At 71.6% G+C, this 25,104-nt stretch carries 25 protein-coding genes and 1 pseudogene; 17 read left to right on the top strand and 9 right to left on the bottom strand.

The features are described from left to right. Nucleotides 1-223: 223 nt before the first annotated feature. Nucleotides 224-664 carry a hypothetical protein gene (locus AB0B45_RS48590; protein ID WP_358145375.1) on the bottom strand — a complete coding sequence of 147 codons (441 nt, stop codon included), beginning with the start codon at nucleotides 662-664 and terminating at the stop codon, nucleotides 224-226. 114 nt (nucleotides 665-778) lie between these two features. Between AB0B45_RS48590 and AB0B45_RS48585 the strand changes: the two genes are divergently transcribed. Continuing rightward, complete coding sequence (locus AB0B45_RS48585) at nucleotides 779-2,164, top strand: L-fucose/L-arabinose isomerase family protein (RefSeq protein WP_358145373.1); 1,386 nt, start codon at nucleotides 779-781, stop codon at nucleotides 2,162-2,164. Nucleotides 2,165-2,340: 176 nt separating this feature from the next. Further along, a complete protein-coding gene (locus AB0B45_RS48580; RefSeq protein WP_358145371.1) occupies nucleotides 2,341-3,495 on the top strand; it encodes an epoxide hydrolase family protein in 1,155 nt (384 codons plus the stop codon). Between the two features lie 43 nt (nucleotides 3,496-3,538). Here AB0B45_RS48580 and AB0B45_RS48575 read toward each other — a convergent pair whose 3' ends face one another. Continuing rightward, nucleotides 3,539-4,366, bottom strand: coding sequence for a nitroreductase/quinone reductase family protein (locus tag AB0B45_RS48575; protein ID WP_358145369.1), 828 nt, complete (start codon nucleotides 4,364-4,366; stop codon nucleotides 3,539-3,541). Between the two features lie 336 nt (nucleotides 4,367-4,702). On the opposite strand from AB0B45_RS48575, the pseudogene AB0B45_RS48570 reads away from it, so the two are divergent. Next, nucleotides 4,703-4,813, top strand: a pseudogene (locus AB0B45_RS48570) (SAM-dependent methyltransferase); the annotation flags it as partial. 70 nt (nucleotides 4,814-4,883) lie between these two features. Here AB0B45_RS48570 and AB0B45_RS48565 read toward each other — a convergent pair. Both AB0B45_RS48565 and AB0B45_RS48560 read right to left on the bottom strand, forming a co-directional pair. Beyond that, the gene (locus AB0B45_RS48565) at nucleotides 4,884-5,642 is read right to left on the bottom strand and encodes a hypothetical protein (protein WP_358145366.1); all 759 of its coding nucleotides are present in this window, start codon (nucleotides 5,640-5,642) and stop codon (nucleotides 4,884-4,886) included. Nucleotides 5,643-6,122: 480 nt separating this feature from the next. Beyond that, nucleotides 6,123-6,821 (bottom strand): helix-turn-helix domain-containing protein, encoded by a 699-nt coding sequence (locus tag AB0B45_RS48560; RefSeq protein ID WP_358145364.1) that lies wholly within the window; start codon nucleotides 6,819-6,821, stop codon nucleotides 6,123-6,125. Nucleotides 6,822-6,827: 6 nt separating this feature from the next. On the opposite strand from AB0B45_RS48560, the gene AB0B45_RS48555 reads away from it, so the two are divergent. After that, a complete protein-coding gene (locus AB0B45_RS48555; protein WP_358145362.1) occupies nucleotides 6,828-7,199 on the top strand; it encodes a MauE/DoxX family redox-associated membrane protein in 372 nt (123 codons plus the stop codon). A gap of 52 nt (nucleotides 7,200-7,251) precedes the next feature. Here the strand turns inward: AB0B45_RS48555 and AB0B45_RS48550 are convergent, their stop codons facing one another. After that, entirely contained in the window at nucleotides 7,252-8,580 is a 1,329-nt protein-coding gene (locus AB0B45_RS48550; RefSeq protein ID WP_358145360.1) for an MFS transporter, read from the bottom strand. A gap of 107 nt (nucleotides 8,581-8,687) precedes the next feature. On the opposite strand from AB0B45_RS48550, the gene AB0B45_RS48545 reads away from it, so the two are divergent. Continuing rightward, nucleotides 8,688-9,569, top strand: coding sequence for a LysR family transcriptional regulator (locus tag AB0B45_RS48545; protein WP_358145357.1), 882 nt, complete (start codon nucleotides 8,688-8,690; stop codon nucleotides 9,567-9,569). A gap of 112 nt (nucleotides 9,570-9,681) precedes the next feature. After that, on the top strand, nucleotides 9,682-10,833 hold the full coding sequence (locus AB0B45_RS48540) for an NAD(P)/FAD-dependent oxidoreductase (protein ID WP_358145355.1): 1,152 nt from the start codon (nucleotides 9,682-9,684) through the stop codon (nucleotides 10,831-10,833). A 42-nt stretch (nucleotides 10,834-10,875) separates the two neighbouring features. Here AB0B45_RS48540 and AB0B45_RS48535 read toward each other — a convergent pair whose 3' ends face one another. Further along, the gene (locus AB0B45_RS48535) at nucleotides 10,876-11,721 is read right to left on the bottom strand and encodes a UbiA family prenyltransferase (protein ID WP_358145353.1); all 846 of its coding nucleotides are present in this window, start codon (nucleotides 11,719-11,721) and stop codon (nucleotides 10,876-10,878) included. A 96-nt stretch (nucleotides 11,722-11,817) separates the two neighbouring features. Here AB0B45_RS48535 and AB0B45_RS48530 point away from each other — a divergent pair, with 96 nt between their 5' ends. Genes AB0B45_RS48530 through AB0B45_RS48510 form a run of 5 tightly spaced genes read left to right on the top strand, consistent with a single transcriptional unit; the run spans nucleotide 11,818 to nucleotide 15,801 of the window. After that, nucleotides 11,818-12,870: a 3-oxoacyl-[acyl-carrier-protein] synthase III C-terminal domain-containing protein gene (locus tag AB0B45_RS48530; RefSeq protein WP_358145351.1), complete on the top strand. Its 1,053-nt coding sequence runs from the start codon at nucleotides 11,818-11,820 to the stop codon at nucleotides 12,868-12,870. A 36-nt stretch (nucleotides 12,871-12,906) separates the two neighbouring features. Beyond that, a complete protein-coding gene (locus AB0B45_RS48525) occupies nucleotides 12,907-13,395 on the top strand; it encodes an isoprenylcysteine carboxylmethyltransferase family protein (RefSeq protein WP_358145349.1) in 489 nt (162 codons plus the stop codon). Next, complete coding sequence (locus AB0B45_RS48520; RefSeq protein WP_358145346.1) at nucleotides 13,392-14,405, top strand: NAD(P)/FAD-dependent oxidoreductase; 1,014 nt, start codon at nucleotides 13,392-13,394, stop codon at nucleotides 14,403-14,405. The genes AB0B45_RS48525 and AB0B45_RS48520 overlap by 4 nt, the downstream gene beginning before the upstream one ends. Before the next feature lie 33 nt (nucleotides 14,406-14,438). Continuing rightward, a complete protein-coding gene (locus AB0B45_RS48515) occupies nucleotides 14,439-15,044 on the top strand; it encodes a hemerythrin domain-containing protein (protein WP_358145344.1) in 606 nt (201 codons plus the stop codon). Between the two features lie 25 nt (nucleotides 15,045-15,069). After that, nucleotides 15,070-15,801: an APH(3') family aminoglycoside O-phosphotransferase gene (locus AB0B45_RS48510; RefSeq protein ID WP_358145342.1), complete on the top strand. Its 732-nt coding sequence runs from the start codon at nucleotides 15,070-15,072 to the stop codon at nucleotides 15,799-15,801. Nucleotides 15,802-15,859: 58 nt separating this feature from the next. On the opposite strand, the gene AB0B45_RS48505 is transcribed toward AB0B45_RS48510, so the two are convergent. Beyond that, entirely contained in the window at nucleotides 15,860-16,420 is a 561-nt protein-coding gene (locus AB0B45_RS48505; protein WP_358145340.1) for a helix-turn-helix domain-containing protein, read from the bottom strand. Nucleotides 16,421-16,459: 39 nt separating this feature from the next. Then, nucleotides 16,460-17,278, bottom strand: a complete 819-nt coding sequence (locus tag AB0B45_RS48500; RefSeq protein WP_358145338.1) for an NAD(P)H-binding protein — start codon at nucleotides 17,276-17,278, stop codon at nucleotides 16,460-16,462. A 290-nt stretch (nucleotides 17,279-17,568) separates the two neighbouring features. On the opposite strand from AB0B45_RS48500, the gene AB0B45_RS48495 reads away from it, so the two are divergent. Genes AB0B45_RS48495 through AB0B45_RS48470 form a run of 6 tightly spaced genes read left to right on the top strand, consistent with a single transcriptional unit; the run spans nucleotide 17,569 to nucleotide 24,269 of the window. Next, nucleotides 17,569-17,952 carry a bifunctional 3-phenylpropionate/cinnamic acid dioxygenase ferredoxin subunit gene (locus AB0B45_RS48495; protein ID WP_358145336.1) on the top strand — a complete coding sequence of 128 codons (384 nt, stop codon included), beginning with the start codon at nucleotides 17,569-17,571 and terminating at the stop codon, nucleotides 17,950-17,952. Next, nucleotides 17,949-19,121, top strand: a complete 1,173-nt coding sequence (locus AB0B45_RS48490; protein ID WP_358145334.1) for an FAD-dependent oxidoreductase — start codon at nucleotides 17,949-17,951, stop codon at nucleotides 19,119-19,121. Before AB0B45_RS48495 ends, AB0B45_RS48490 begins: the two co-directional genes overlap by 4 nt. 20 nt (nucleotides 19,122-19,141) lie before the next feature. Continuing rightward, complete coding sequence (locus AB0B45_RS48485) at nucleotides 19,142-20,227, top strand: S-(hydroxymethyl)mycothiol dehydrogenase (protein ID WP_358145332.1); 1,086 nt, start codon at nucleotides 19,142-19,144, stop codon at nucleotides 20,225-20,227. Then, nucleotides 20,227-20,850, top strand: a complete 624-nt coding sequence (locus AB0B45_RS48480) for an MBL fold metallo-hydrolase (RefSeq protein ID WP_358145329.1) — start codon at nucleotides 20,227-20,229, stop codon at nucleotides 20,848-20,850. The genes AB0B45_RS48485 and AB0B45_RS48480 overlap by 1 nt, the downstream gene beginning before the upstream one ends. Before the next feature lie 27 nt (nucleotides 20,851-20,877). Then, entirely contained in the window at nucleotides 20,878-22,002 is a 1,125-nt protein-coding gene (locus AB0B45_RS48475) for an aromatic ring-hydroxylating dioxygenase subunit alpha (RefSeq protein WP_358145327.1), read from the top strand. Between the two features lie 44 nt (nucleotides 22,003-22,046). After that, nucleotides 22,047-24,269 carry an FdhF/YdeP family oxidoreductase gene (locus AB0B45_RS48470; protein ID WP_358145380.1) on the top strand — a complete coding sequence of 741 codons (2,223 nt, stop codon included), beginning with the start codon at nucleotides 22,047-22,049 and terminating at the stop codon, nucleotides 24,267-24,269. Here the strand turns inward: AB0B45_RS48470 and AB0B45_RS48465 are convergent. Beyond that, nucleotides 24,241-25,014 (bottom strand): IclR family transcriptional regulator, encoded by a 774-nt coding sequence (locus AB0B45_RS48465; RefSeq protein ID WP_358145325.1) that lies wholly within the window; start codon nucleotides 25,012-25,014, stop codon nucleotides 24,241-24,243. The two genes, AB0B45_RS48470 and AB0B45_RS48465, sit on opposite strands and share 29 nt — an antisense overlap. Nucleotides 25,015-25,104 lie beyond the last annotated feature (90 nt).

Genomic DNA, 25,104 nt, shown 5'->3' with positions numbered 1-25,104 from the left:
TAGTTACAAGATCGCGACGCACCGTACGCTGCCCCGGATCCTCCGCCTGACTCACCCTGCGTCACTGATCATCAAAAGTGAGCCAGAGCCCATTCCAGCCGCGTTCAACACCGGGCCGGCCTGATCGTTACTGGAAGACCTCCACTTCGGTGATGCGGGAGCCCACACTTTCCAGCAAGGATGCGATCGTTTTAACAAGATCTGTTAAATTGACGACATCCCTTCACATCGTGGCCACTTCGACGGTGTGGTGGCTTTCGCGCAGCCGCCGCATGGCCTCCTCGGGCGTGCGCGAGTCGACCACGATGACGTCGAAGTCGTCGAGCGGGGCCACCCTGTGCAGCGCCACCCGTTCGAGCTTGGTGTGGTCGACGGCGAGGATGCGGCGCGCGGCCGCGCCCATCATCGCCCTCTTCACCAGCACGATCTCCTGCTCCTCATGGAAGGCGTAGCGGTCGGAGATCGCCGAGGTCGACACCACGACCAGGTCGGTGCTCATGGCCTCCACCACGTCGACGTAGGCCACGCCGAGGAAGGAGTCGTGCGTCGCGTGGTACTGGCCGCCGAGAGCCGAGAGCTGGACGCCGCGATCTGCGCGCCGTACACCTTCGACCTGAGCCTGACCCCAGGAGAGAACACGATCGAGATCCTGGTGCTGGGGCACCCTCGCGCCCAACCTCGACGCCGTCAGCCCCACCCACTTCGTCTTCCCCGGTCAGCGGGTGACCGGCCGGTTCGGGCCGGTCACCCTCACCGTCCACCCCCTGGAGGAACCCTTATGAGAGTCGGACTCGTCGCGGGCGGCCTTGGCGCCTACTGGCCCCAGTTCCCCGACCTGCTGCCCCAGCTGAAGCGTTCGGCCGCGCGCGTCTCCGAACGGATGAACGGGTTCGGCTGCGAGGTCGTCGACGTCGGGTTCATCTCCGACGCGCAGGAGGGCGCCGCCGCCGCCGAGCGCCTGCGCGCGGCCGGATGCGACCTGATCGTGGGCTTCCTCACCACCTACATGACCGCCACGATGCTGCTTCCCGTGGCCCAGCGCAGCGGCGCGCCCGTCCTGCTGATCAACCTGCAGCCCACCGAGGCGATGGACCACAACACCTTCGACACGGGGCAGTGGCTGGCCTACTGCGGCGCCTGCCCGCTGCCGGAGATGGCCAACACGTTCACCCGCGCGGGCATCCCGTTCCGCTCGGTGTCGGGCTACCTGGAGGACGAGCGCGCGTGGGCGCGCATCGAGCGCTGGGTGAGGGCGGCGGGCGTGCGCGCGGCGCTGCGCCACGGCAGGCACGGGCTGATGGGGCACCTCTACCCCGGCATGCTGGACGTCTCCACCGACCTGACGCTGGTGCCCGCCAACTTCGGAGGGCACGTGGAGGTGCTCGAGTTCGACGACCTGCGGGTGCGCGTGGACAAGGTCACCGACGCCGAGGTGGCGGCCAGGACGCGCGAGGTCGCGGACGTCTTCGACGTGGACGCCTCCGTCTCCGGCGAGGACTTCGGCTGGGCCGCGCGGGTCTCGGTCGGGCTGGACCGCCTGGTGTCCGACTTCGGGCTGGACAGCCTCGCCTACTACCACCGCGGCCTGGAGGGGGAGATCCACGAGCGGCTGGGCGCGGGGATGATCCTGGGCGCCTCCCTGCTGACCGCGCGCGGCGTGCCCGCCGCGGGCGAGTACGAGCTGCGCACCTCACTGGCCATGCTGATCATGGACAGGCTCGGCGCGGGAGGGTCGTTCACCGAGCTCCAGGCGCTGGACTTCCTGCGCGGCCACGTGGAGATGGGGCACGACGGCCCCGCGCACCTGGCGATCAGCTCACGCCGGCCGCTGCTGCGCGGCCTTGACGTCTACCACGGCAAGCGCGGCTGGGGCGTGTCGGTGGAGTTCGACGTCACGCACGGCCCCGTGACCGCCTTCGGCCTGCTCCAGCGGCGCGACGGCCGGTTCGGGTTCGTCGCCGCCGAGGGCACGACGGTCGACGGCCCGCACCTGAAGATCGGCAACACCACGTCCAGGGTGGACTTCGGCCGTGACCCCGGCGAGTGGACGGACGCGTGGAGCGCGACGGGCATCTCGCACCACTGGGCGCTGGGGACCGGGCACCGCGTCGCGGACCTGCGCGCCCTCGCCGATCTGCTCGAGCTCGACCTCGTCGTCGTGTAGCGCTTGATTCCGATCATGCGGGCCCGGCCGTATCCCTGTATAGTCGGGCCCGTCACGCGATACGAGGAGGTGAGCCCGATGACCATGTTCCGTCCTGTCCGGGCCCTCCTGGGAGCTTTGCCTGTCTGAGCTGCGCCCAGGAGTGCCCATGTCGAGCACTTCTGAACGAAGGAACCATGGCAGTCAAGCCTTTTCAGATCACCGTTTCCGATGACGTCCTGACCGACCTGCGTGCCCGCCTGGCCCGCACCCTGTACACGACCGCGTCGGACGAGGCCTACTGGGCCGCCGGCGTCGACCCCGGCTACCTGCGCGAGCTCGTCTCCTACTGGGCCGACGGCTTCGACTGGCGCGCCGTCGAGACGGCGCTCAACAACTTCCCCCACTACGTCGCGGACGTCGACGGCCGGCGCGTGCACTTCGTGCACGTCCGCGGCAGGCGGGCCGAAGGCGCGCCCGAGCCGCTGCCGCTGGTGCTGACACACGGCTGGCCGAGCAGCTTCGTGGAGATGCTGCGCGTCTCACGGCTGCTGGCCGACCCCGCCGCCCACGGCGGCGACCCGGCTGACGCGTTCGACGTGGTCATCCCCTCGCTGCCCGGCTTCCTGTTCTCCGACCTGCCGCGCGGTCTCTTCACCCGCAGGGGCGTCGCGGAGACCTGGCACGCGCTCATGACGGAGACCCTCGGCTACCCGCGCTTCGGTGCCTTCGGCGGCGACATCGGGGGCGGGGTGACGCAGTGGCTCGGCGCCCTCTACCCCGGCGAGGTCGCCGGCGTCCACATCACCTCCGCGGTGGTGACGACCGACTTCGAGGAGAGCCCGCCGACCGCGGAGGAGAAGGCGTTCCTCGACGCCCTCGACGCGTACGACGTCACCGACCAGGGCTACAGCGAGATCATGTGCACCAGGCCGGACACGATCGCCGCCGCCCTCATGGACTCTCCCGCCGGCCTGGTGGCCTGGATCGTCGACAAGTACCGCGACTGGAGCGACTGCGGCGGCGACCTGGAGAAGAGCTGGGACAAGGACACGATCCTGACGGTGGCGACCCTCTACTGGGCGACCGGCACCATCGGCTCGTCCTTCCGTCAGTACTACGACTACGCCAACAACCGGCCGGTCCCCAGGATCGGCGTGCCCGCCGCGGTCACGCTGAGCCATGAGCCCGCGTTCGCGAACTTCCCCAGGAGCCTCGCCGAGCGCCTGTACGCCGACCTGCGCCACTGGAGCGTCCCTCAGCGCGGGGGCCACTTCATGGCGCACGAGGAGCCCGAGCAGGTCGCGAGAGAGCTGCGGGAGTTCTTCCGCCCCCTGAGGTCCGCCGGCTGACCGGGCCAGGCCGCTTCCGACGGTTCGGAAGCGGCCTGCCGGTTCAGCGGCCGAAGCCGTTCAGGATCGGGACCAGCTGCTCCTCCTCGTAGTCCAGGTGGGCCTCGAGCTCCGCGGTGAGCAGGTCCACCTCGGCGACGAGCGCGTCGTGGTCGAGCTCGTCGCCCGCGAGCAGGGCCTGCAGCCTGGCCAGCAGCTGAGCGACCACCTCGTGCTCGTCCCGCAGCCGCTTCATGGCGGGGGCGAGCTCGGGGTGACGCTCCTCCAGCGAGGGGAACATCCTGCCGTCCTCGTTGGAGTGATGGTGATGCAGCCCCTGGCACAGGGTCAGGCAGTTGACGCGCAGCTGCGCCCCGAGCCCAGGCCCCGACGCCGCGATCTCCTTGCGGATCAGCGCGAGCTCCCTGCGGAAGGCGCCGTGGATCGTCTTGAGCGCATCGCCCATGGGGCCGGTGGGCGGGCCGCTGTGGATGGGGTGGAGCGCGACGACGGGAATGACTCTGCTCGTCCTGGCCTGGTACGCGGCCCATCCCGGGTCCGCCTCCACCGCGCGAGCGAACAGCCGGTCCCGCTCCTCGCCCTCCAGCACCACCGCGTCGGCGTCGTAGGTGAAGGCCCCGTCCTCGACGGTGACGCGGGGGTGGGCGAGCAGGTTGTGGTACCACGCAGGGTGGGCGGGCGCCCCCATGGCGGAGGCGATGACCAGCAGCCTGTCGCCGTCGGGCAGGTAGCCGAGAGGCGTCGTACGGCTGGCGCCCGTCCTGGCCCCCTTGGTCGTCAGCAGGAGCAGTCTCGCTCCGTCGAACATGCCGACCTGGCCGGCGTTGGCGCGGAACTCGTCGATGATCGGCTGGTTGAAGTCATTGGTCATGCTTGGGGTCTGCTCCAGGTGTGGAAGAGATCATGGGAAAGAATGAGGGATGCCCGCTCGGGCATGAAGCGTCGCCGCTTCGGCACGTCGACGTGGGAAGGATCGCCGGATACGGCGAGGTGGGGAAGGGCGCGCGAGAGCGCTACGCGGTCAGCCGCGTCCCGTGGACTGAGAAGTCACGACATCATCCCCCTGATACGGCGCCTCCATGCCACCGCCGTCCTCCGGGCCGGTGGCACGCGACATGAAGGTCATTACAGGGCTATCCGGCAAATGTTGTCAAGGCGACTCGGGCGCGACCAGCCCGGCGGACGGGGCAGGCGCCATCCCGACGTGGAGAGCGCCGTCGCCGCCGGACTCGAACTCGTCGACGTGCGCATGGAGCGGCTGCGGATGGAGTTCGCCGACGTCGGCGCGGTCGTCTACTTCCTGCGCAAGGTGATCTGGACCGACGCTCGCCGACGTGAAGGGGCGAGCCGCGCGTCCGGCCGCGCGGCCCGCTCTGGTGGCCTCCCCGCTAGATCGGGGGGGTCAGCTCGACGAAGGTCGAGCAGTTGCCGGGCCATGCCAGGTTGCCGCCCGTGCCGGGCGTGGGCTCGAGCTTGCAGGACGTCTGCCAGACCTCCCCTTCGGCGGTGCGCACGGTGACGTGGAGGTCGCTGCCCTGGTCCGCCAGCGAAACGGCGGTCACGTTCCCCGGGTAGCTGGGCACGGTCCCCAGGCTGTTCCATGTGGGAGTGGTGCGCGGGTCACGGACCAGCGTGCTGCCGTTGCCTGGCGCGATGGCGACGAACTTGAGGCCGCCATGGAACGTGCTGTCGACGCTGCCGGCCGCGCCCCCCGCCGGTCCGGTGGGACCGGTCGGGCCGGTAGGACCGCTCGGGCCGGACGGGCCGGACGGGCCGGACGGGCCGGTCGGACCGGTGGAGCCCCCAGGACTGGTCGGGCCGGTGGGGCCGGTCGGACCGGTAGGGCCTCGGTCGCCCTGCATCCCCTTCGGCCCCCTGGGGCCGGTGTCGCCCTTGGGCCCCCTCGGGCCCTGAGGTCCGCGCGGTCCAGGAGGACACTTGCACGGTCTGCTGGGTGAGCAGCAGTGCGGTTCCGCCACCGGTGTCTTCCAGGAGAGCGCCGAGGCGTGCGCGCCGGGGAGGGCGGCCTCCGCCGCGTTCGTGGCGGCCCCCGCGTGGGAGGTGGGCAGCACGAGGGTCCCCGCGAACAGGGTGGCCAGCGTCAGCCGGCGGATCTCGGCACGTGAAAGGGTAATGTCTGTCGTCATTTCTTTCCGTTTCGAATCGGGCAGGCCGAAAGAGTGACGGGCCTGGATCGTCCTGGATCTACCCTTTGTGCTGTCGCATCAGCAGCGCTCTTGCGCCATCAGATCTACAAGAATCGCTATTCAATAAGAAATAGCGACCCCCTTCCGAATGGACGAAACGGCCATATATGAAGAATTAGCGGCGGCGACTCGCCGCGCTGGTCGCGCGCCGGATCCGGCCCTTCATGCCCGGCTCGACGATCATCGCCCCGGCACTGATGAAATGCCCGAATTGTACGACCGGCTCTATTTCAGCCGATTTGGGAAACGTGTCCGGTGTCCTTTTCGCCCCCGCTGGTGGCGCGCCGTTCACGTCGAGAATCCAAACCGAAGAGGGCTCCAGAAGGCACTCACTGGTCCATACGCTGCTGAAGAGCGAGCGGGGGGCTGCGCGGAGGCAGGCTCGTCTTCGACGACAAGGCGCGCTCGATCGGGAGCGAGTCAAGACCGGTTGAGCGCTTGGAGTGATACCGGGGTGCGGCCCAGGAGGGTGCGGGAGGTGCGGGTGAGGTGGGCCTGGTCGGCGAATCCCGCCGTGGCCGCGGCCGAGGCCACCGACGCGCGGCCGAGGTGGGCGACCGCCGTCCGCAGCCGCGCCCACTGCCGCAGCCGGACGAGGGGGATCCCGACGGACACGCGGACCAGGGCGCGCAGCCGGGGTGCCGACAATCCGACCTCGCCGGCGATGGAGCCGAGAGACGCCAGGTCGGCAGCCCTGCTCAGCGCGTGGGCCACCCTCGGGTCCAGAGGAGGGCCCGCTCCCACGAGCGTGACGAGCTCGGCCATGGCCGCGTCTGCGCCGGAGGCCAGCGCGGCCCGCACCCGCCGTACGGCACGCGCGTCCAGCGCCGTCACCTCCTGCCCGGATCGCGGCAGCAGCCATGGGTCGACGAACAGCGCCGTGTAGGCGGAGGAGACGGCGGCGGTGTGAACGAGCTGGGGCGGCACGAGCAGCCCCGCCGCCGACAGCCGCCCCGCCTCGGCGTGCCCCCGGTCCGGCAGGACCACCTTCCACGCGGGATGCAGATGACGGGCCACGCTCGCGGGGCCGTCCTCCGCGAACACGGTCAGCCCGTCGGAGGCGATCACCAGCCGGCGATCGTTCTGTTCAAGCGCCCGTGCGGCCGCGGGGGTGAGCATCGCGTCATGCACGATATCGCCGCCATCGCACTGGCGCTCTTCCTGGTCGTCGTGGGGACCTCGCACTTCGTGTTCCCCGCCTACTTCCGCACCCTGGTCCCCGCCTGGTTCCCCTGGGCCGGACCGGCCGTCGCAGGCAGCGGGGTGGCGGAGATCGTCGTGGGCGTGGTGCTCGTCGTGCCGGGCGGCAGGGCGGCGGGAGGATGGGCCGCCGCCGCGCTCATCACCGCCTACCTCGCCTCGCATCTCGACGCGCTGCGGCACGCGCGTCCCGATCGGCCCCGGCTGCTGGACCGGCCGATCGGCGTCGCGGCGCGGCTGGTGGTCAACGCCGCCTACATCGGCTGGGCGGTCATGGTGGCGCTGACCGCGCCGTGACCACACCCTCAGCGGTCGATGGTCCGCATGAGGAAGGCCACACGGCAGAGGTCTAGCGCCGGGTCGCGAAGGCGACCGCGGCGGCGGCCAGCGGGAAGAGCGCGACCACGGCCAGCGTCCTTACCAGCCCCATCGGCGCGGACAGCGCGCCGGTCAGCGCCGAACCCGCCGCGCCGCCGACGAAGAAGGCGAGGTTCAGCAGCCCCATTCCCATCCCGCGGACCTGAGGCGCCAGCCTGGCCGACATCTCACCGGTCAGCACGACCTGCGTGACCGCGAACGCGGCCAGCGACAGCGAGGCGGCGACCGCGAGCAGCCACCCGCCCGCCGCGCCCGTCGCCGCCGCGGCCAGCGCGCTGGCGGCGGCAAGCGTCGTGCCGACCAGCAGACCGCGGGCCTTGGCCGCGTCGAGCAGCCCCGCCTTGCGGGAGAGCACCGCGCCCACCGCGGCGCCCGGCAGCAGCGCGGCGCCGACGGTCAGCACGCTCCAGCCGTGGGCGCCGGTCAGGATCTGCGGAACCGCGTACATGGTGGCGAACAGCCCGCCGAAGACGCCCACCCCGATGGCGACAGCCACCCAGAACGGGCCGGAGGCGATCACCGCATGCGGGAGGAAGCCCTCGGGCCGGCCGCGGGTCCACCACACCAGGGTCGCGGCGGCGGCGAGCATGACGACGGCCAGCGCGACCACGACCGGCGCTTCCAGCCGCAGGCTCCGCCCCTGGATGAGCACCAGCAGCGTGCTCGCCGTCACCGTGAGGAGGGTGGCGCCTGTCACGTCGAGCGGCCCCCTGGAGCCCGCCCGCCGTACCAGCGGCAGGCAGGCAGGTACGGCGGGCAGCGACAGCACGGGAAGCACGAGCGTGACCCGCCAGCTCAACCACGTCGTCACCACCCCGCCGACCAGCGTCGCCCCTGCCGCGAACGTCGCCATGACCATGCCGTAGCCCGCGAGCACCCTGGGCCGCCGCTCCGGCTCCACGCCCGCCAGCAGGGCCACCCCTCCCGCGGCCATCGCGCCCGAGCCCGCGGCCAGCACGAGCCGGCCCGCGACCAGGACGCCGAGGTCGGGGGCCATGACGCAGACGAACGCGCCGATGCCCAGCACGGTCGCGCCCGCCAGCAGCGCGGTCCTGACGCCCCGCGTGTCGGCGAGCCTGCCGAACACGGCGGTGCCGATGCCGAGCGCGAGCGCGTGCGCGGTGATCACCCAGGCCACGGCCGCGGGCCCGGACCGCAAGGCGGCCGCGACCTCGGGCAGGGCGACGCCCGCGGCGGTGACCCCGAAGACCGAGGGTCCGAACAGCGCTCCCAGCCGCAGCGCGGTCGAGAGCGTGCCGATCTGCCCGCGTGTGGCGGGCTCGGCAAGGGAATGCGACATGTCAGCTCCTCCAAAGATCGGATTCCATTCGAATCCGGGAAGAAGCGGCGAACCAGAAGCAGTTGTCGCCTCCAGAAATCAGCGATCGTGATGAATGGGGGAGGGCGATGGAACTCCGGCAACTGCAGTACTTCGTGGCCGTGGCCGAGGAGAGCGGGTTCAGCCGCGCCGCCGAGCGGCTACACATCGTCCAGTCGGCGGTCAGCCAGCAGATCCGCCGGCTGGAACGCGAGCTGGGCGTGACGCTGTTCGACCGCTCGACCCGGCACGTGCGCCTGTCGGCCGCGGGCGAGCGGCTGCTGCCCGAGGCCCGCGCCGTGCTGGCGGCGGCGGACAGGGCGGTCAGGGTGGCCGCCGACGTCAGGTCGGGCGACGACGGCGTACTGCGGCTGGGCGCGGTGAACGCGCCGGGCGACCGGATCTATCGCATGCTGAGCGAGCTGGCCGCCGTGGCGCCCCAGCTCCAGGTCAGACTGCGGCGCCTGGGCCTGGCCGACCGGCTGGCGGCCGTGCGCTCGGGCGAGCTGGACGCCGCGCTCGTGCGGGCCATGCCCGCCGCTCCCGAGCTGGAACTGCTGCCCGCGTGGACCGACCCGCTGTATGTGGCGCTGCCCGCCGACCACCGGCTGGCGGCCGAGCCGACGATGCGCCTTGAGCAACTGGCCGACCTGCCGGTACGGCTCGCGCCGCGCGAGAACAACCCGCCGTTCCATGACCTGATCATGGACGCGTTCCGCGCCGTGGGCGTCGAACCACGCCTCGGCCCGCCGTTCACCGACTTCCAGGAGACCCTCGTCTCGATCGCGGCCGGCCCGCCGTCGTGGACGGTCTTCTACGAGGTGTCGGGGCTGCCCACCTTTCCCATGGTGGCCCTGCGGCCGCTGGCCGGACCCGCGCTCGTCACCTCGCTCGCCATCAAGCCTGGACCGCCGAGCCCCCACCTGCGCCACCTGCTCCACGCCCTCGCCGTCACCTCGACGGACGGCTGAGCGCCGGCGGTCCCGTTCGCCGAACGCGGGCGGCCGAGGCGGTCGGCCGGAGGCCGGTGATCGTCGCGCGCGCAGGGGTTTCGCCGGGACCGCGGCGTGGCAGGTGTCCTGGATGACAACCGTCTGGGACTTGGTGGTCGTCGGCGGCGGGCCCGCGGGCTCGGCGGCCGCCCTGCGCGCCAAGCAACTCGATCCCGACGCGCGCGTCCTGCTGCTCGACAGGGACGACTTCCCCCGCGACAAGGCGTGCGGAGACGGCATCGCCGCGCACGGCAGGGACGAGCTGGCCCTGCTCGGCCTGCCCGACCTCATCGCCGACTACCGCCCGACGCAGCGCCTGTCGGTGGTCTCGCCCGGCGGCGTGCGCGTCTCGGCCACGGTCGCCCGCCCCAACCACGTGGTGCCCCGCCTGGTGTTCGACGCCCGCCTCGTCGAGGCGGCCCGCGCCCGAGGGGTCGAGGTGCGCCGTCACCGCGTCCGCTCGCTGGCCGCCCACGACGGCCAGGTTCTCGTCGACGGGGAGGTGCGCGCCCGCGCGGTCGTCGCGGCGGACGGCGCCCAGTCGACGGTGCGCCGCCTGCTCGGCGTGCCACCGACGCCGGACAGGCACACCGCGATCGCGGTTCGCGGCTACGCCGACCTGCCCGACGCCGACGACGCCCAGCTCATCGCCATGCAGCGGGCCGGTTGGCCGGCCTACGCGTGGGCCTTCCCCATCGGCGACGGCACCGCCAACGTGGGCTTCGGCATGCTGCTGCCGAAGTTGCGCGCGACCGGCCTGCCGGGCAGGCGGGTCCTGTACGGCAGGCTCGCCGAGCTGCTTCCCGACCTGCCCGCCCGCGACCTGCGCGCCCACCACCTGCCACTGTCGCCGGGCCGCCCTCGGCCAGGCGTCGGCAGGGTGATGTTCGCGGGCGACGCGGCCAGCCTCATCAACCCGCTCACCGGCGAGGGCATCTACTACGCCCTGCTGTCGGGCAGGCTCGCGGGCGAGGCGGCCGTCACCGCGCCCGCCGACCCGCTGGCCGCCTACCGGCGCGGCCTGCGCCGCGCGCTCGGACGGCATCTGCGCACGACCGACGTGCTCGCCCGCGCCGCGCAGTCGCCCGGATTCATCGACGCGGCGATCGCCACGGCCGCGCGCCGGCCGGAGGTGTTCGACCTGCTGGTGGAGGTGGGCCTGGGCGCGGGCACCGTACCGATCCCGCTGGCCTGGTCCGTGGTGAGCCGCTGGCTCATGGGAAGCCTGCGCGGCAACCCGTGACCCGCCGCAGGGCGGGCGTCGCGACGGCCGGCGGGACCCTGGCTAGGCGGTTAGCCGGGCGCCGTTGGCGACCAGGAGGGCGACGTCGATCGCGGCCACCACGATCGCGGCGGCGAAGGGCGCCTTCGGCACGCGACCGCTCAGCAGCAGGCCCGCCGCGGCGACGGCGCTCGCCGAGAGGAGCGCGCCCCACGCGGCCGCGCCCGCCTCGCCGTACGGACCGAAGGCCAGCAGTGCCGTCGCCGCCAGCAGCGGCAGCGGGACCAGCGCGGAGACGAGGACGCGCCCGAGCCGCTGCGGCAGGCCGCGCACGCCCGCCGCCAGGTCGGCCTGGATGTCGGGCAGCACGTTGGCCAGGTGCGCGCCGACACCCAGCAGGGCGGCGGCCATGACCGCCCACCACGCGGGCCACGGCCGTCCCGGCAGTCCGAGCGTCACGAAGGCGGGCAGCACGCCGAAGCCCACGGCGTACGGCAGCCAGGACAGGACGGTGGCCTTCACCCCGAGGTCGTAGGCCCACGCCGCCCCGACGCCCGCCAGGTGCGCGGAGCCCGCAGGCAAGCCCGAGGCCAGCGACAGCGGCACGCAGAGCGCCAGCGCGACGAGCGCCGCGCCGCGCACGGCTCGCGTGCTCACCACTCCCGTCACGATCGGCTTGTCGGCCCGCCCCGCGGCCGCGTCACGGTCTGCGTCGACCGCGTCGTTGCACCAGCCGATCGACAGCTGCCCGGTCAGGACCGCCGCCGCGACCAGCGCGCACCCTGCCGCGTCCCGCCCGCTCGCCACGGCCAGCACGGTGACCAGGACGGTGACCGCGGCCGTCGGCCCTGGATGACAGCTACCGGCCAGCCCCCCGAGCACCCGCACCGCGCTCACTGCCTGTCCCACCAACCGATCAATGGCAGCCGAATCCATGCCGTCCCATGGGCATAGTAGCCACCGGTCAGGGCAGCCTCCCGGGAAGCGTCTACCGGAGGGGTATCGATGACCTGGATCGCAGCCGTCCACGGCGTGCTGCCCCCCAACAGTTATTCGCAGGGAGAACTCACCGACCTGGCCGCCCGCACGTTCCTACCCGAAGGCGCCGACCGCCGCCTGCTGGACCGGCTGCACACCAGCGCGAGGGTCGAGCGGCGCCACCTCGCCCTCCCGCTCGACCAGTACGGCAAGCTCGACGGCTTCGGCGCGGCCAACGACGTGTTCGTCTCGACCGCCGTGGAGCTCGGCGTCGAGGCGGTCGGCGCGGCGCTGGACGAGGCAGGACTCTCGCCCGCCGACGTCGACCTCTTCATGTTCACCTCGGTCACCGGCGTCGCGGCGCCCTCGGTGGAGGCCAGGGTGGCGGGCCGCCTGGGGATGCGGCCCGACATCAAGCGGATCCCCGTCTTCGGACTGGGCTGCGTGGCGGGCGCGGCGGGGATCGCCAGGCTGCACGACTACCTGCTCGGCTGGCCCGACCACGTCGCCGTGCTGCTCTCGGTCGAGCTGTGCTCGCTGACGCTGCAGCGCGGCGACGCGTCCACGGCCAGCCTGGTGGCCAGCTCGCTGTTCGGCGACGGCGCCGCCGCCGTGGTGGCCTGCGGGTCCGAACGTGAGGGGAGCGGGCCCAGCGTGGTCGCCACGCGCGGCCACCTGTATCCGGACTCCGAGCGGGTCATGGGGTGGGAGGTCAGGGACAGCGGCTTCGGCGTGGTGCTAGACGCAGGCGTGCCCGACGTCGTGCGCGCCTATCTCGCCGACGACGTGCACGGCTTCCTGTCCGACCACGGCCTGTCGGTGGACGAGGTGACGGCGTGGGTGTGCCACCCGGGCGGCCCGAAGGTGCTGGACGCCGTGGCCGACGCGCTCGACCTGCCGCCGCACGCGCTGGAGTTGACCTGGCGCTCGCTGGCCGCCAGCGGCAATCTGTCGTCGGCCTCCGTGCTGCACGTCCTGCGCGATACGCTGCGTCTCCGTCCTCCGCAGCCCGGCACCGCGGGGCTGCTCATCGCGATGGGCCCCGGATTCTGCTCCGAGCTCGTCCTGCTGCGCTGGTAGCCGCCGATGCCGTGGTATTCGATCCTCATACTGCTCGTGGGCGTGGAACGCCTCGCCGAGCTCGTCGTCGCACGCCGTAACACCCGCTGGAGCATGGAGCGCGGCGGGCTCGTCTACGGCCGGCGCCACTACCCGTGGATGGTGGCGCTCCACATCGGCCTGCTCGCCGGGTGCCTGCTGGAGGTGTACGTGGCCGGCAGGCCCTTCATCCCGGCGCTCGGCTGGCCGATGCTGGCCCTCGTGCTGGCCGCCCAGGCGCTGCGCTGGTGGTGCATCCGGGCGCTGGGACCGCGCTGGAACACCCAGGTCATCGTGGTGCCGGGGCTGCCCCTGGTGCGCGGAGGGCCGTACCGGTTCGGCTGGCTGCGCCATCCCAACTACGTGGCGGTGGTCGTCGAGGGGGCGGCGCTCCCGCTCGTGCACACCGCCTGGATCACCGCGCTGGTCTTCACCGTGCTCAACGCCGTCCTGCTGGGGGTGCGGATCCGCTGCGAGAACGCGGCCCTGGCCACGCTCCCGACGTGATCGACATCATCGTGGCGGGCGGCGGCCCTGCGGGGCTGGCGACCGCGATCCACGCCGCGCTGGCCGGGATGAGCGTCGTGGTCGTCGAACCGCGCGCGGCCCCCGTCGACAAGGCGTGCGGCGAGGGTCTCATGCCCGGCGGCGTCACCGCCCTGCGGGCGATGGGGGTGGAGGTCAGCGGTCATCCGCTGTGCGGGATCGACTACGTCCACGCGGCGACCCGCGCGCGGGCCGGCTTCGGCCGCGCGCCCGGCTGCGGAGTTCGCCGTACCTCGCTGCACGCGGCCCTGTCCGCGCGGGCCGCAGAGCTGGGCGTCCCCGTGATCACCGGCAAGATCACCCGAGCCCGCCAGGACGCGCGCGGGGTGGAGGCGGGCGGCATGAGAGCTCGCTGGCTGGTGGCCGCCGACGGGCTGCACTCCCCGCTGCGCACGTGGCTGCGGCTGGGCCTGCGGGACCCCAGGCCGGCCAGGTACGGCCTGCGCAGGCACTATCACGTCGCGCCTTGGTCCGACTTCGTCGAGGTCCACTGGTCGGGAACGGGGGAGGCGTACGTGACCCCGGTGGGCGGCGACCTGGTGGGGGTGGCGGTCCTGAGCTCCGAACGCCGCCTCTACGACGAGCACCTGGCCGCCTTCCCCGGCCTCCTGCGCAGGCTCACAGGACCGGCCGCGACGCCGGTGCGCGGCGCGGGACCGCTGCGGCAGCGCGTGCGAAGCAGGGTGGCGGGACGGATCCTGCTCGTCGGCGACGCCGCGGGATACACCGACGCGATCACCGGCGAGGGCGTCAGCCTGGCCGCCCTGTCCGCGCAGGCGCTCGTGGACTGCCTGGTCGCCGACCGCCCTCAGGACTACGAGCGCGCGTGGCGGCGGCTCTCCCGCACCCACCGCCTGCTCACCGAGGCGCTGCTCGGCGTCGCCCGTACGCCGAGCGCGGCCCGCCTCATCGTTCCCGCGGCCGCCCGCCTGCCCGCCCTGTTCACCACGGTGGTGCGCACCCTCGCGTGATTGAACCCCGGCCACCCGGGTAGCCGCCCGACCATGGCAGAAGACGTCATCACACTCATCACCGCAGATCACCGCAGGGTCGAGAGCCTTTTCGAACGTCTGAAGAGCAAGAAGGGCGACCAGAAGGCCACCGTGATCGAGCTGCACGCCCTCCTCACCGCGCACGCGCGCGCGGAGGAGGATCGCGTCTACCCGGGCCTCGAGGCGCACCACGGTCTCGAGGAGCACAAGGAGGCGGAGATCCTGCTCGACGCCCTGAAGCGGGCCGACGTGGGCAGCCCCGAGTTCGAGCAGACGCTGACCGAGCTCGCCGAGTCCGTGAACCACCACGTCGAGGAGGAGGAGAGCACGCTGCTCCCGATGCTGGCGAAGAAGGTCGGGCAGCAGGGGCTGAGGAAGCTGGGCACGGCCTTCGCCGAACGCAGGCAGGAGGAACTGGAGGCGCTCTCGGCGGCCGAGGGCGGCCGGGCCAGCCGCGTCGGACGGACGGGCGGCACGGCGACCGGTCGCGGCGCGGGCCGTACCGCACGCGGCATGACCAAGGCCGAGCTGTACCGGCGGGCCCAGGCCGCCCACATCGAGGGCCGGTCGCAGATGACCAAGCAGCAGCTGGAGAAGGCGCTGCAGAGGAAGTCCTGAAGATCACCGCATATCCTCACGCGGTATGCGGTTTTCTGAACGAGTTCTGGACCTGTTCGGCGACGACGCGGTCTGGTCCGACGATCATGAGGGTATGAGCGGGCACCTGCTGCGCGTGACCAGCGCGGCGGGTGTCTTCTACGTCAAGCACGGACCTGCCGCCGAAGCGGAGTACGAGCGGCTGCGCTGGCTGAAGCACTGGATGGCGGTGCCCGACATCGTCGCCTTCGACGAGGACGTGCTCGTGCTGGCCGATGTGGGCTGGCCCAGCCTGGAGCGCCGGGCGCCCGCCGACATCGGCTCGGTCATGGGTGGGGTGCTGCGCGAGTTGCATGCCGTACCGATCGAGGAGTGCCCCTTCGACGAGAGGCTGCCGGTACGGCTGGCCCGCGCCGAGGAGCGGTTGAGGGCCGGGCTGGTCGACGCGGACGACTTCGACGACGACCACGCGGATCTGAGCGCGGAGCAGGTCTACGAGCGCCTGCTCGCCGAGCGGCCCGCGCGGGAGGACCTGGTCGTCGCGCACGGTGACTACACCCCCGGCAACGTGCTCGTCTCCCGCACCGGACAGCCCGTGCTGATCGACGTGGGCGGGCTCGGCGTCGCCGACCGGCATCTGGACCTGGCCGTCGTCCTGCGAGAACTGAGCGAGGACTTCGGCGAGTCGGCCGTGGGCGACTTCCTCGCGGCCTACGGGCCGGAGGAGGTCGACCGGCGGCGGCTCGACTACTACCGCCTGCTGGACGAGATGTTCTGAGAGTACGGCCGGAGCCTGGGCCACCGGCCGGGCAGGTGCGCGCTGGCGCGAGGTGGAGTCAACGGCTCTCCCGGGTCACCAGCCCGTCCAGTGCGAGGCGGGTGAAGCGGCGCCAGTCCCCGCTGCCCGTGCGGATCACGGCCGCGAGCCCGCAGACGATCATGTAGAGGTCGCCTGCGGCGGCGTCCCGCCTGACGGCGCCTTCGGCGTGGCATCGCTCGATGAGCGTCTTCGCCAGCTTCTCGAACCTGACCCTGGTCCCGCCCTGCGGCTCGGTCGAGCCCATCGCCGACTCGATCGCCCCCGACAGGCCCCGATCCCTGGCCAGGACCTCGCCGATATTGCCCAGCAGGCGCTCCACCGCGTGCACGGGATCGGGATCGGCCGCGCACGAGTCGGAGGCGAAGGCGAGGATCTCGGCGAACCTGTGCTCGGCGGCCGCCTCCACCAGGGCTTGTCGCGTGGGGAAGTGGCGGTAGATCGTGCCGATGCCGACCTCCGCCGTCCTGGCCACGTCCGACATCTGGACCTCGTCGCCGTGCGCGGCGAACAGGTCGCGCGCGACCTCGAGAACGCGGTTGCGGTTGCGTTCGGCGTCGATGCGTGGCTTGCGCGACATGTGCCCTCGGCTCGTGCGGAATCGGATTCCGCCTCGATTCTAGGCGCGGAACTCGGCGGCGTGATGGGCGGCCCACTGCGCGTAGGTGTGCGCCGGCCTGCCCGTCACCTGCGCGACCGTGGGGAAGACCGGTCCCGCCTTGCCGTCGAAGAACGCGCCGAAGTCGAGCATCGCGTCCACGAACTCGGGTTTGGCGAAGCCCGCCATGTCTATCGCGAACGCCTCGGGTGACTGGTGCTCGAATCGCAGCTCGCGACCGAGCGCCTGGCCGAGGATGTCGACGCGCTGCTTGACGGTCAAGGACTGAGGGCCGGTGAGCGTGTACGCCTGCCCGATGTGGGCGTCGTCGAGCAGGGCGCCCACGATGACGGCGGCGATGTCGCGCTCGTCGATGAGCGCGGTTCCCGCGTCGCCGTACGGGCTGCGCACCACGTTCTCGGCCCTGATGGTTTCGGCCCAGGTCAGGTCGTTGGCCATGAAGCCGCCCGGCCGTACGAACGTGTAGGGCAGCCCCGCCTCCGCGACGGCGTGCTCGTGGGCGAGGTGGGCGTCGCTGATCGGGTTCGGCCGGTCGTAGCCGGGGACGGAGGAGGACAGCAGGGCGACGTGCCGCACACCCGCCGCGCGAGCCGCGTCGGCGAACGGGCGCAGGTCGGTCTCGCCGGGGAACAGGAAGATCTTTTCCACGCCGTCCAGCGGCGGCGGAGCCGCGAGGTCGCCGCGCACGACCTCCACCTCGGCGGGCAGCCCCGCTCGCTCGGGGGAGCGGGAGACGGCACGCACCCTGGCGCCCGCTCGCAGGAGTTCGCCGACGACGTTGCGGCCGACCTTCCCGGTCGCGCCGGTTACGAGAATCATGTGGTGCCCTTTCTGCGGATGGGACGATTAAAGGTTAAGCGGATTCCGATTCCGATTAAGCCTACGGGAAGGTGTCGGCGGCCCGTCGACCGGCTGTGGCGCAAGGCGGCTCCGCGCTTCGGCCTGGACTCCGGCCACGTGACCGGCGCAGCCGAGCGGCTGTGGGGCGCGGCCGGACGCCTGGGACTCCGGGCGGCGCCCCCGCCAGACCATGCAAAGAAGGACCTCTTGCACAAAACCGGTCTTGACATCCGCATTCCACACCCGCACCCTGTTGCGTATAGCGCGAGATGTTTCTCTTTGCGAAACCGAGGTGTGACACGATGATCCCAGCGTGCCCACTTGCATCACTGCCGCGGGGTGAGGCCTTCCGTGTGGAAGCCGATCCGCCCATCGCCGTCTTCCATACCGAGGACGGCGAGCTCCTGGCCATCGACGACACCTGCACGCACCAGGATGCCTCGTTGGCCGACGGCTGGCTCGAGGGGTGCGAGATCGAATGCCCGCTGCACGCCTCGCGGTTCGATCTGCGTACCGGCCAGGTCGACGCCCCTCCGGCCAAGCGTCCCGTCCGCACCCACCAGGTGGTCGTCGAGGACGACGTCATCTACGTCGTGCCCTCCGACGAGGAGCCGAACCTGCCCCCAGGGGTCACGCTCAAGGGGCAGGCGTGAACACCGTCTGCGTCGTCGGCGCCTCGCTCGCCGGACTCCTGACCGCCAGGGCCCTGCGCAGCCAGGGCTACGCGGGCAGGCTCGTCCTGGTAGGCGACGAGCCGCACCGCCCCTACGACCGGCCCCCGCTGTCCAAGGACTTCCTCAAGGGCGCGATCGGTGAGGCCGATCTCGCCCTGGAGGGCGAAGGCGAGGAGCTCGACGTCGAGTGGCGGCTCGGCGTGGCCGCGACCGCGCTCGACCCCGTCGCCCGCAGCGTCACGCTGAGCGACGGCACCTCGATCAGAGCCGACGGCATCGTGATCGCCACCGGCGCCTCCGCCCGCGAACTACGGGGCTCACGAGGGCTGTCGGGCGTCCACACGCTGCGCACGCTGGACGACGCCCGTGGCCTCCGCGGCGACCTGGAGAGCTCCAAGCGGATGGTCGTGATCGGCGGCGGCTTCATCGGCGCCGAGGTGGCCGCGACCGCGAGAGACCTCGGCCTCGACGTCACCCTCGTGGAGTCGGGGACCGCGCCGCTGGCCGGCGTCCTCGGCCACTCGATGGCGGAGGCGATCGCCACGCTGCACGAGCGGCGAGGCGTGCGCCTGGTGCGCGGGATGTACGTCGCGGAGCTGACGGGAACGGGACGGGTGGACGGCGTACGGCTGGCCGACGGCACACACCTGCCCGCCGACGTCGTCGTCGTCGGGATCGGCGCGACCCCCAACATCGCGTGGCTGGAGGGAAGCGGCGTCGAGCTCGGCAACGGCGTGGTCTGCGACGAGGGCGGCGGCACCAACGTCACCGGCGTCGTCGCTGTGGGCGACTGCGCGGCCTGGTTCGATCCCGCGCAGGGCGGCCACCACAGGATCGAGCACTGGACGGGCGCCAGGCAGCGGGCGACCGTCGCGGCGGCGACGCTGCTGTCGGGCGGCACCGCCCGCCCGGAGCCCGCGCGCCCCGCCTATTTCTGGTCCGACCAGTTCGACATCAAGATCCAGTTCATCGGGCAGGCCAGGCACGCCGACTCGGTGACCGTGGAGGAGGGTGACCCCGCCGACCACAGCTTCCTCGCCGTCTACCGGCAGGGCGACCGTCCTGTCGCGGTGCTGGGAGTCAACCAGGTCAGGCTGTTCACCCGCTGGCGCCGCCATTTGGAGACCGCGCCGGTCCAGGCCGGCTGACACAGGAGTGAATCAGAATCATGGCTCATGAAGTACGCGGCGTGGTCGCGACGGGCAAGGGCAAGCCGGTCAGCCTGGAGACGATCCTGGTCCCCGACCCCGGACCCGGCGAGGCGCTGGTGAAGGTGCAGGCGTGCGGCGTCTGCCACACCGACCTGCACTACCGCGAGGGCGGCATCAGCGACGACTTCCCCTTCCTGCTCGGCCACGAGGCCGCCGGAGTGGTGGAGGCCGTCGGCCCCGATGTCACAGACGTCGCCCCTGGCGACTTCGTCATCCTCAACTGGCGTGCGGTCTGCGGCTCGTGTCGCGCCTGCCTGCGGGGCCGCCCGCAGTACTGCTTCGCCACCCACAACGCCGTGCAGAAGATGACGCTGAAGGACGGCACCCCGCTCAGCCCCGCGCTCGGGATCGGCGCGTTCGCCGAGAAGACGCTGGTGGCGGCCGGGCAGTGCACCAAGGTCGACCCCGCGGCCTCCCCCGCAGCGGCGGGGCTGCTCGGCTGCGGCGTGATGGCGGGTCTCGGCGCCGCGGTGAACACCGGCGCGGTCAGCCGGGGCGACTCGGTCGCGGTGATCGGCTGCGGCGGCGTGGGCAACGCGGCCATCGCGGGGGCGCGCCTGGTAGGGGCCACCACGATCATCGCGGTGGACGTGGACGACCGCAAGCTCGCGTGGGCGCGCGACTTCGGCGCGACGCACACGGTCAACGCCAAGGAGAACGACCCCGTCGAGGCCGTCAGGGAGCTCACCGGCGGGTTCGGCGCCGGCGTGGTGATCGACGCGGTGGGCCGTCCCGAGACCTTCAAGCAGGCGTTCTACGCCCGCGACCTGGCGGGGACCGCCGTCCTCGTGGGCGTGCCGACCCCGGAGATGACCCTCGACCTGCCCCTCCTCGACGTCTTCGGCCGCGGCGGCGCGCTGAAGTCGAGCTGGTACGGCGACTGCCTGCCCAGCCGCGACTTCCCCATGCTGATCTCGCTCTACCTGCAGGGCCGCTTCGACCTGGACGCCTTCGTCACCGAGACCATCGGCCTCGACCAGGTGGAGGACGCCTTCGCCAAGATGCACCACGGCGACGTGCTGCGCTCGGTGGTGGTGCTGTGATGCGCGTCGAGCGCCTGGTCACCTCGGGGACGTTCAGCCTGGACGGCCAGACCTGGGACGTCGACAACAACGTGTGGCTCCTCGGCGACGACGACCAGGTGCTGGTCATCGACGCGGCCCACGACGCCGACGCGATCGCCGCGGCCGTCGGCGACCGCAGGCTCGTGGGCATCGTGTGCACGCACGCCCACGACGACCACGTGAACTCCGCTCCCCAGCTGGCCGCGCGCACCGGCGCGCCGGTCTTCCTGCACCCTGACGACTCGGTGCTGTGGAAGCTCACGCACCCGGTCGCGGCTCCCGACAGGGCGCTGGCGAACGGGCAGCTCATCAGGATCGGCGACAGCGCCGTCCATGTTCTTCACACCCCAGGGCACGCTCCGGGCGCGGTCTGCCTGTACGTGCCCGAGCTGGGCGTCCTGTTCTCCGGCGACACGCTCTTCCAGGGCGGTCCCGGGGCGACGGGCAGGTCGTTCAGCGACTTTCCGACGATCATCTCGTCGATCAGCCGAACGCTGCTCACCTTGCCGGCCGAGACGGTGGTCCACACCGGCCACGGCGACGACACCAGCATCGGAGCCGAGGCTCCACAGCTCGAGGACTGGATCCGCCGAGGACACTGACCCGGCCCGTACAAGAGGAGTACTCCCGTGACCACCTCAAGCCCCGCCACCACCTCCAGCGTGATCCCCACCCTGCCCGGCCACTACTACACCGATGAGGAGCTGTTCGCGCGGGAGCAGAAGAACATCTTCGAGGCGATGTGGTTCTGCGCGGTGCGCTCGTCCGACCTGCCCAAGCCCGGCTCGTTCAAGACGGTCCAGGTCGGCGGCGAGAACATCCTGATCACCAGGGCGCGCGACAAGTCGGTGCGCGCCTTCTACAACGTCTGCAGGCACCGTGGCGCGCAGCTGCGCACCGAGGAGTCCGGCGAGGTCGCACGGGCCTTCCAGTGCATGTACCACGCGTGGACCTACGACTTCGAGGGCAAGCTGATCGCCGCCCCCAACCTCACGAAGATGGCCGATCTCGACCGTGTCGAGTACGGCCTGGTCAAGGTGCACGTCCGGGAGTGGCTCGGCTATGTGTGGGTATGCCTGGCCGATGAGCCTCCCTCCTTCGAGGAGGACGTGCTCGGCGCCGTGACCGAGCGGCTCGGCGCCCTCGACCTGATCGACAACTACGACGTGGCCGGGCTGGAGGTCGGCCGTAGGATCGTGTACGACGTGAAGGCCAACTGGAAGCTCATCATCGAGAACTTCATGGAGTGCTATCACTGCGCCACGATCCACCCCGAGCTGACCGAGGTGCTGCCCGAGTTCGCCGACGGTTACGCGGCGCAGTACTTCGTCGGGCACGGCGCGGAGTTCGGCGAGGAGATCCAGGGCTTCACCGTGGACGGCTCCGAGGGACTCGACCGCATCCCCGGTGTGAGCGAGGACCAGGACAGGCGCTACTACGCCATCACGATCAAGCCCCAGGTCTTCATCAATCTGGTGCCCGATCACGTCATCGTGCACCGTATGTTTCCATTGGCGGTCGACAGGACCGTCGTCGAGTGTGACTGGCTCTATCTTCCCGATGTGGTGGCGAGCGGAAAGGACCTGGACAAGTCCGTCGAGCTCTTCCACCGCGTCAACGAGCAGGACTTCGAGGCGTGCGAGCGCTGCCAGCCCGCGATGGGCTCGCGCACGTACGCCAAGGGAGGCGTGCTCGTGCCGAGCGAGCACCACATCGGCGCCTTCCACGAATGGGTACAGAACAGGATCGGCTGACAGTGGTTCGAAAGGCGCCGCACGACGACGTCGGCGACGAGGGCATGCGCGTCCGCCCGCCCAAGGACTGGGCGGGCGGGCTGCCCGCCGTTGCGCATGCGATGGAGACGGCCTACCGCCAGATGGGGGTGGGCCGCACCGCGCTGACCCTGCTCCAGGTCAACCAGAAGCGCGGCTTCGACTGCCCGGGCTGCGCCTGGCCCGAGGGCGAGCACCGCAGCCCCGCCGAGTTCTGTGAGAACGGCGCCAAGGCCGTCGCGGAGGAGGCCACCACGCGAAGGGTCGGGCGGGAGTTCTTCGCCGCCCACCCGGTGGACGAGCTGGCCGTCCGCAGCGACCACTGGCTCGGCCAGCAGGGCAGGCTCACCGAGCCGATGCACAAACCCGCGGGCTCCGACCACTACGTGCCGATCGCATGGGACGCCGCGTTCGAGATCATCGCCAGGGAGCTGCGCGCTCTCGACGGCCCCGACGAGGCGGTGTTCTACACCTCAGGACGCACCTCCAACGAGGCCGCCTTCGCCTACCAGCTGCTCGTGCGCCGCTTCGGCACCAACAACCTGCCCGACTGCTCCAACATGTGCCACGAGTCGAGCGGCTCCGCGCTCAACGAGACGCTCGGCATCGGCAAGGGCACGGTGTCGCTGGAGGACCTGCACAGGGCCGAGCTGATCTTCGTCGTGGGCCAGAATCCCGGCACCAACCACCCCCGCATGCTGACGGCGCTGGAGCGCGCCAAGCGCGGAGGGGCGCGGATCGTCGCGGTCAACCCGCTGCCCGAGGCCGGCCTGCTGCGCTTCAAGAACCCGCAGAAGCCGTCGGGTCTCGGCAAGGGCACCTCGCTGGCCGACCGCTTCCTGCAGATCCGCCTCAACGGCGACATGGCGCTGTTCCAGGCCCTGTCCCTGCTGCTGCTCGACTCGGCGGACGAGGAGTTCATCGAGCGGCACACGCACGGGTTCGAGGAGTGGGAGCGGCGCCTGCGCGGGCTCGACTGGGACCAGGTGCTGGAGGCCACCGGCCTGACCATGGCCGAGCTGGAGGCGACGGCCGAGGACGTGCGCGCGGCGGGGTCGGTCGTGGTGTGCTGGGCGATGGGGCTGACACAGCACCGCAACTCCGTGGCCACGATCAGGGAAGTGGTCAACTTCCTGCTGCTGCGCGGCAACGTCGGCAGGAGCGGCGCAGGCGTGTGCCCCGTGCGCGGGCACTCCAACGTCCAGGGCGACAGGACCATGGGCATCTACGAGAAGCCGGCGCAGGCGTTTCTCGACGCGCTGGGCAAGGAGTTCGGCTTCTCGCCGCCCAGGCATCACGGCCTCGACACCGTGGAGGCGATCCGCGCCATGCGCGACGGGTCGGCCAAGGTGTTCGTCGGGATGGGCGGCAACTTCGTCAGGGCCACACCCGACAGCGACGTCACCGAGGCGGCGCTGCGCCGTACGAGGCTGACCGTGCAGGTCTCCACCAAGCTGAACCGCTCCCACGCGGTGTGCGGCAGGGAGGCGCTCATCCTGCCGACGCTCGGCCGTACCGAGCGCGACGCGGCCGGGTACGTGACCGTCGAGGACTCGATGGGCCTGGTCCACGCCTCCCACGGCAGGCTCAGGCCCGCCTCTGCGGAGCTGCTGTCCGAGGTGGCCATCGTCTGCCGGCTGGCCGGCGCGCTCTTCGGCGAGGACCCGCACGTGCCGTGGACGGACTTCGAGCGCGACTACGGCGCGATCAGGGACAGGGTGTCGCGGGTGATCCCCGGCTTCGAGGACTTCAACGCACGCGCGCTCGCGGGCTTCGCGCTGCCCAACGCGCCCAGGGACGAGCGCAGGTTCCCGACCGCGACGGGGAAGGCCAACTTCACCGTCAACGAGCTGGAGGTGCTGCGGGTCCCGCAGGGCCGGCTGCTGCTGCAGACGGTCAGGAGCCACGACCAGTACAACACCACGATCTACGGACTCGACGACCGCTATCGAGGGGTCAAGGCGGGGCGCAGGGTCGTCTTCGTCCATCCCGGCGACCTGGCCGAGCGCGACCTCGCCGACGGCGACCTGGTGGACCTGATCAGCGAGTGGCCGGACGGCGAGCGCAGGGCCGAAGGGTTCAGGGTGATCGCCTACCCGACGGCCCGCGGCTGCTGCGCGGCCTACTTCCCCGAGACCAACGTGCTGGTGCCGCTGGACTCGGTGGCCGAGACGTCCAACACCCCGACCTCCAAGAGCGTGGTCGTACGGCTGGCCAGGGCTAGCCCGCGTACCCGAGGCGACGGCTGATCTCGTCGGCGCCGCTCATCAGGACGGGGGCCAGCTCGTGCATGCGCTCGTCGCTGAACCGGTAGGCGGGCCCCGACGCGCTGACGGCCGCGACCACCTCTCCGTGGTAGGAGCGGATGGGCGCGGCCATGGCGTTGAGCCCCTCCTCCAGCTCCTCCAGGCAGAAGGCGTAGCCGGCCGCGCGCGTCTGGGCCAGCTGTTGCTCCAGCGCGTCGATCCCGGTGATCGTCCTGGGCGTGAAGCTCTTCAGCTCGCCGTCGGCCAGCAGCCTGGCGCGCTGCCTGTCCTCCAGGTAGGCCAGCAGCACCTTGCCGCTGGAGGTGGCGTGGAGCGGGGTCACCTGGCCGACCCAGTTGTAGGCGGTGACCGCCGAGGGACCTCTGACCTGGTCGAGGTTGACCGCGTAGGAGGAGCGGAGCACGGCGATGTTGACCGTCTCGCCGATCTCCTGGGCCAGCCGCTGGCAGACGGCCCGCCCGCGCTGGGTGATGTCCATCTGCGTGCTGACCCCGCCGGCCAGCCGGATGATGCCGAATCCGAGGCGGTACTTGCCCCTGTCCTCGGCCTGCTCGACGAGGCCGCGCGCCTCAAGGGCGCCGAGCAGCCTGAAGGCCGTCGACTTGTGGACGTCGATCTCGGCGGCCACTTCGCTCACTCCGGCCTCACCTCGGCGCGAGAGTATCTCCAGCACGCTGATGGCCCGATCGACCGACTGCACGCCCCCGCTGCTCGAGTCGTTGCTCATAGCGGAACTGTAAGTGCTGAAGGCAACCGGCGTCGAACACAAGACCAAAAGATCTCCTGTTGCGACTAGTGCAACACAATGCGTATAGCG

The sequence above is a fragment of the Nonomuraea sp. NPDC049152 genome (genome assembly GCF_040648355.1).
Taxonomy (GTDB): Bacteria; Actinomycetota; Actinomycetes; order Streptosporangiales; family Streptosporangiaceae; genus Nonomuraea.
Note: the sequence above shows the minus strand (reverse complement) of the source record. Positions and strands in the feature narration are given on the sequence as shown.

Coding starts and splice junctions, on each gene's coding strand:
- AB0B45_RS48585 (WP_358145373.1), top strand. CDS start 779: ATGAGAGTCGGACTCGTCGCGGGCGGCCTTGGCGCCTACTGGCCCCAG.
- AB0B45_RS48580 (WP_358145371.1), top strand. CDS start 2,341: ATGGCAGTCAAGCCTTTTCAGATCACCGTTTCCGATGACGTCCTGACC.
- AB0B45_RS48575 (WP_358145369.1), bottom strand. CDS start 4,366: ATGACCAATGACTTCAACCAGCCGATCATCGACGAGTTCCGCGCCAAC.
- AB0B45_RS48565 (WP_358145366.1), bottom strand. CDS start 5,642: ATGACGACAGACATTACCCTTTCACGTGCCGAGATCCGCCGGCTGACG.
- AB0B45_RS48560 (WP_358145364.1), bottom strand. CDS start 6,821: ATGCTCACCCCCGCGGCCGCACGGGCGCTTGAACAGAACGATCGCCGG.
- AB0B45_RS48555 (WP_358145362.1), top strand. CDS start 6,828: ATGCACGATATCGCCGCCATCGCACTGGCGCTCTTCCTGGTCGTCGTG.
- AB0B45_RS48550 (WP_358145360.1), bottom strand. CDS start 8,580: ATGTCGCATTCCCTTGCCGAGCCCGCCACACGCGGGCAGATCGGCACG.
- AB0B45_RS48545 (WP_358145357.1), top strand. CDS start 8,688: ATGGAACTCCGGCAACTGCAGTACTTCGTGGCCGTGGCCGAGGAGAGC.
- AB0B45_RS48540 (WP_358145355.1), top strand. CDS start 9,682: ATGACAACCGTCTGGGACTTGGTGGTCGTCGGCGGCGGGCCCGCGGGC.
- AB0B45_RS48530 (WP_358145351.1), top strand. CDS start 11,818: ATGACCTGGATCGCAGCCGTCCACGGCGTGCTGCCCCCCAACAGTTAT.
- AB0B45_RS48515 (WP_358145344.1), top strand. CDS start 14,439: ATGGCAGAAGACGTCATCACACTCATCACCGCAGATCACCGCAGGGTC.
- AB0B45_RS48510 (WP_358145342.1), top strand. CDS start 15,070: ATGCGGTTTTCTGAACGAGTTCTGGACCTGTTCGGCGACGACGCGGTC.
- AB0B45_RS48505 (WP_358145340.1), bottom strand. CDS start 16,420: ATGTCGCGCAAGCCACGCATCGACGCCGAACGCAACCGCAACCGCGTT.
- AB0B45_RS48500 (WP_358145338.1), bottom strand. CDS start 17,278: ATGATTCTCGTAACCGGCGCGACCGGGAAGGTCGGCCGCAACGTCGTC.
- AB0B45_RS48495 (WP_358145336.1), top strand. CDS start 17,569: ATGTTTCTCTTTGCGAAACCGAGGTGTGACACGATGATCCCAGCGTGC.
- AB0B45_RS48485 (WP_358145332.1), top strand. CDS start 19,142: ATGGCTCATGAAGTACGCGGCGTGGTCGCGACGGGCAAGGGCAAGCCG.
- AB0B45_RS48480 (WP_358145329.1), top strand. CDS start 20,227: ATGCGCGTCGAGCGCCTGGTCACCTCGGGGACGTTCAGCCTGGACGGC.
- AB0B45_RS48470 (WP_358145380.1), top strand. CDS start 22,047: ATGCGCGTCCGCCCGCCCAAGGACTGGGCGGGCGGGCTGCCCGCCGTT.
- AB0B45_RS48465 (WP_358145325.1), bottom strand. CDS start 25,014: ATGAGCAACGACTCGAGCAGCGGGGGCGTGCAGTCGGTCGATCGGGCC.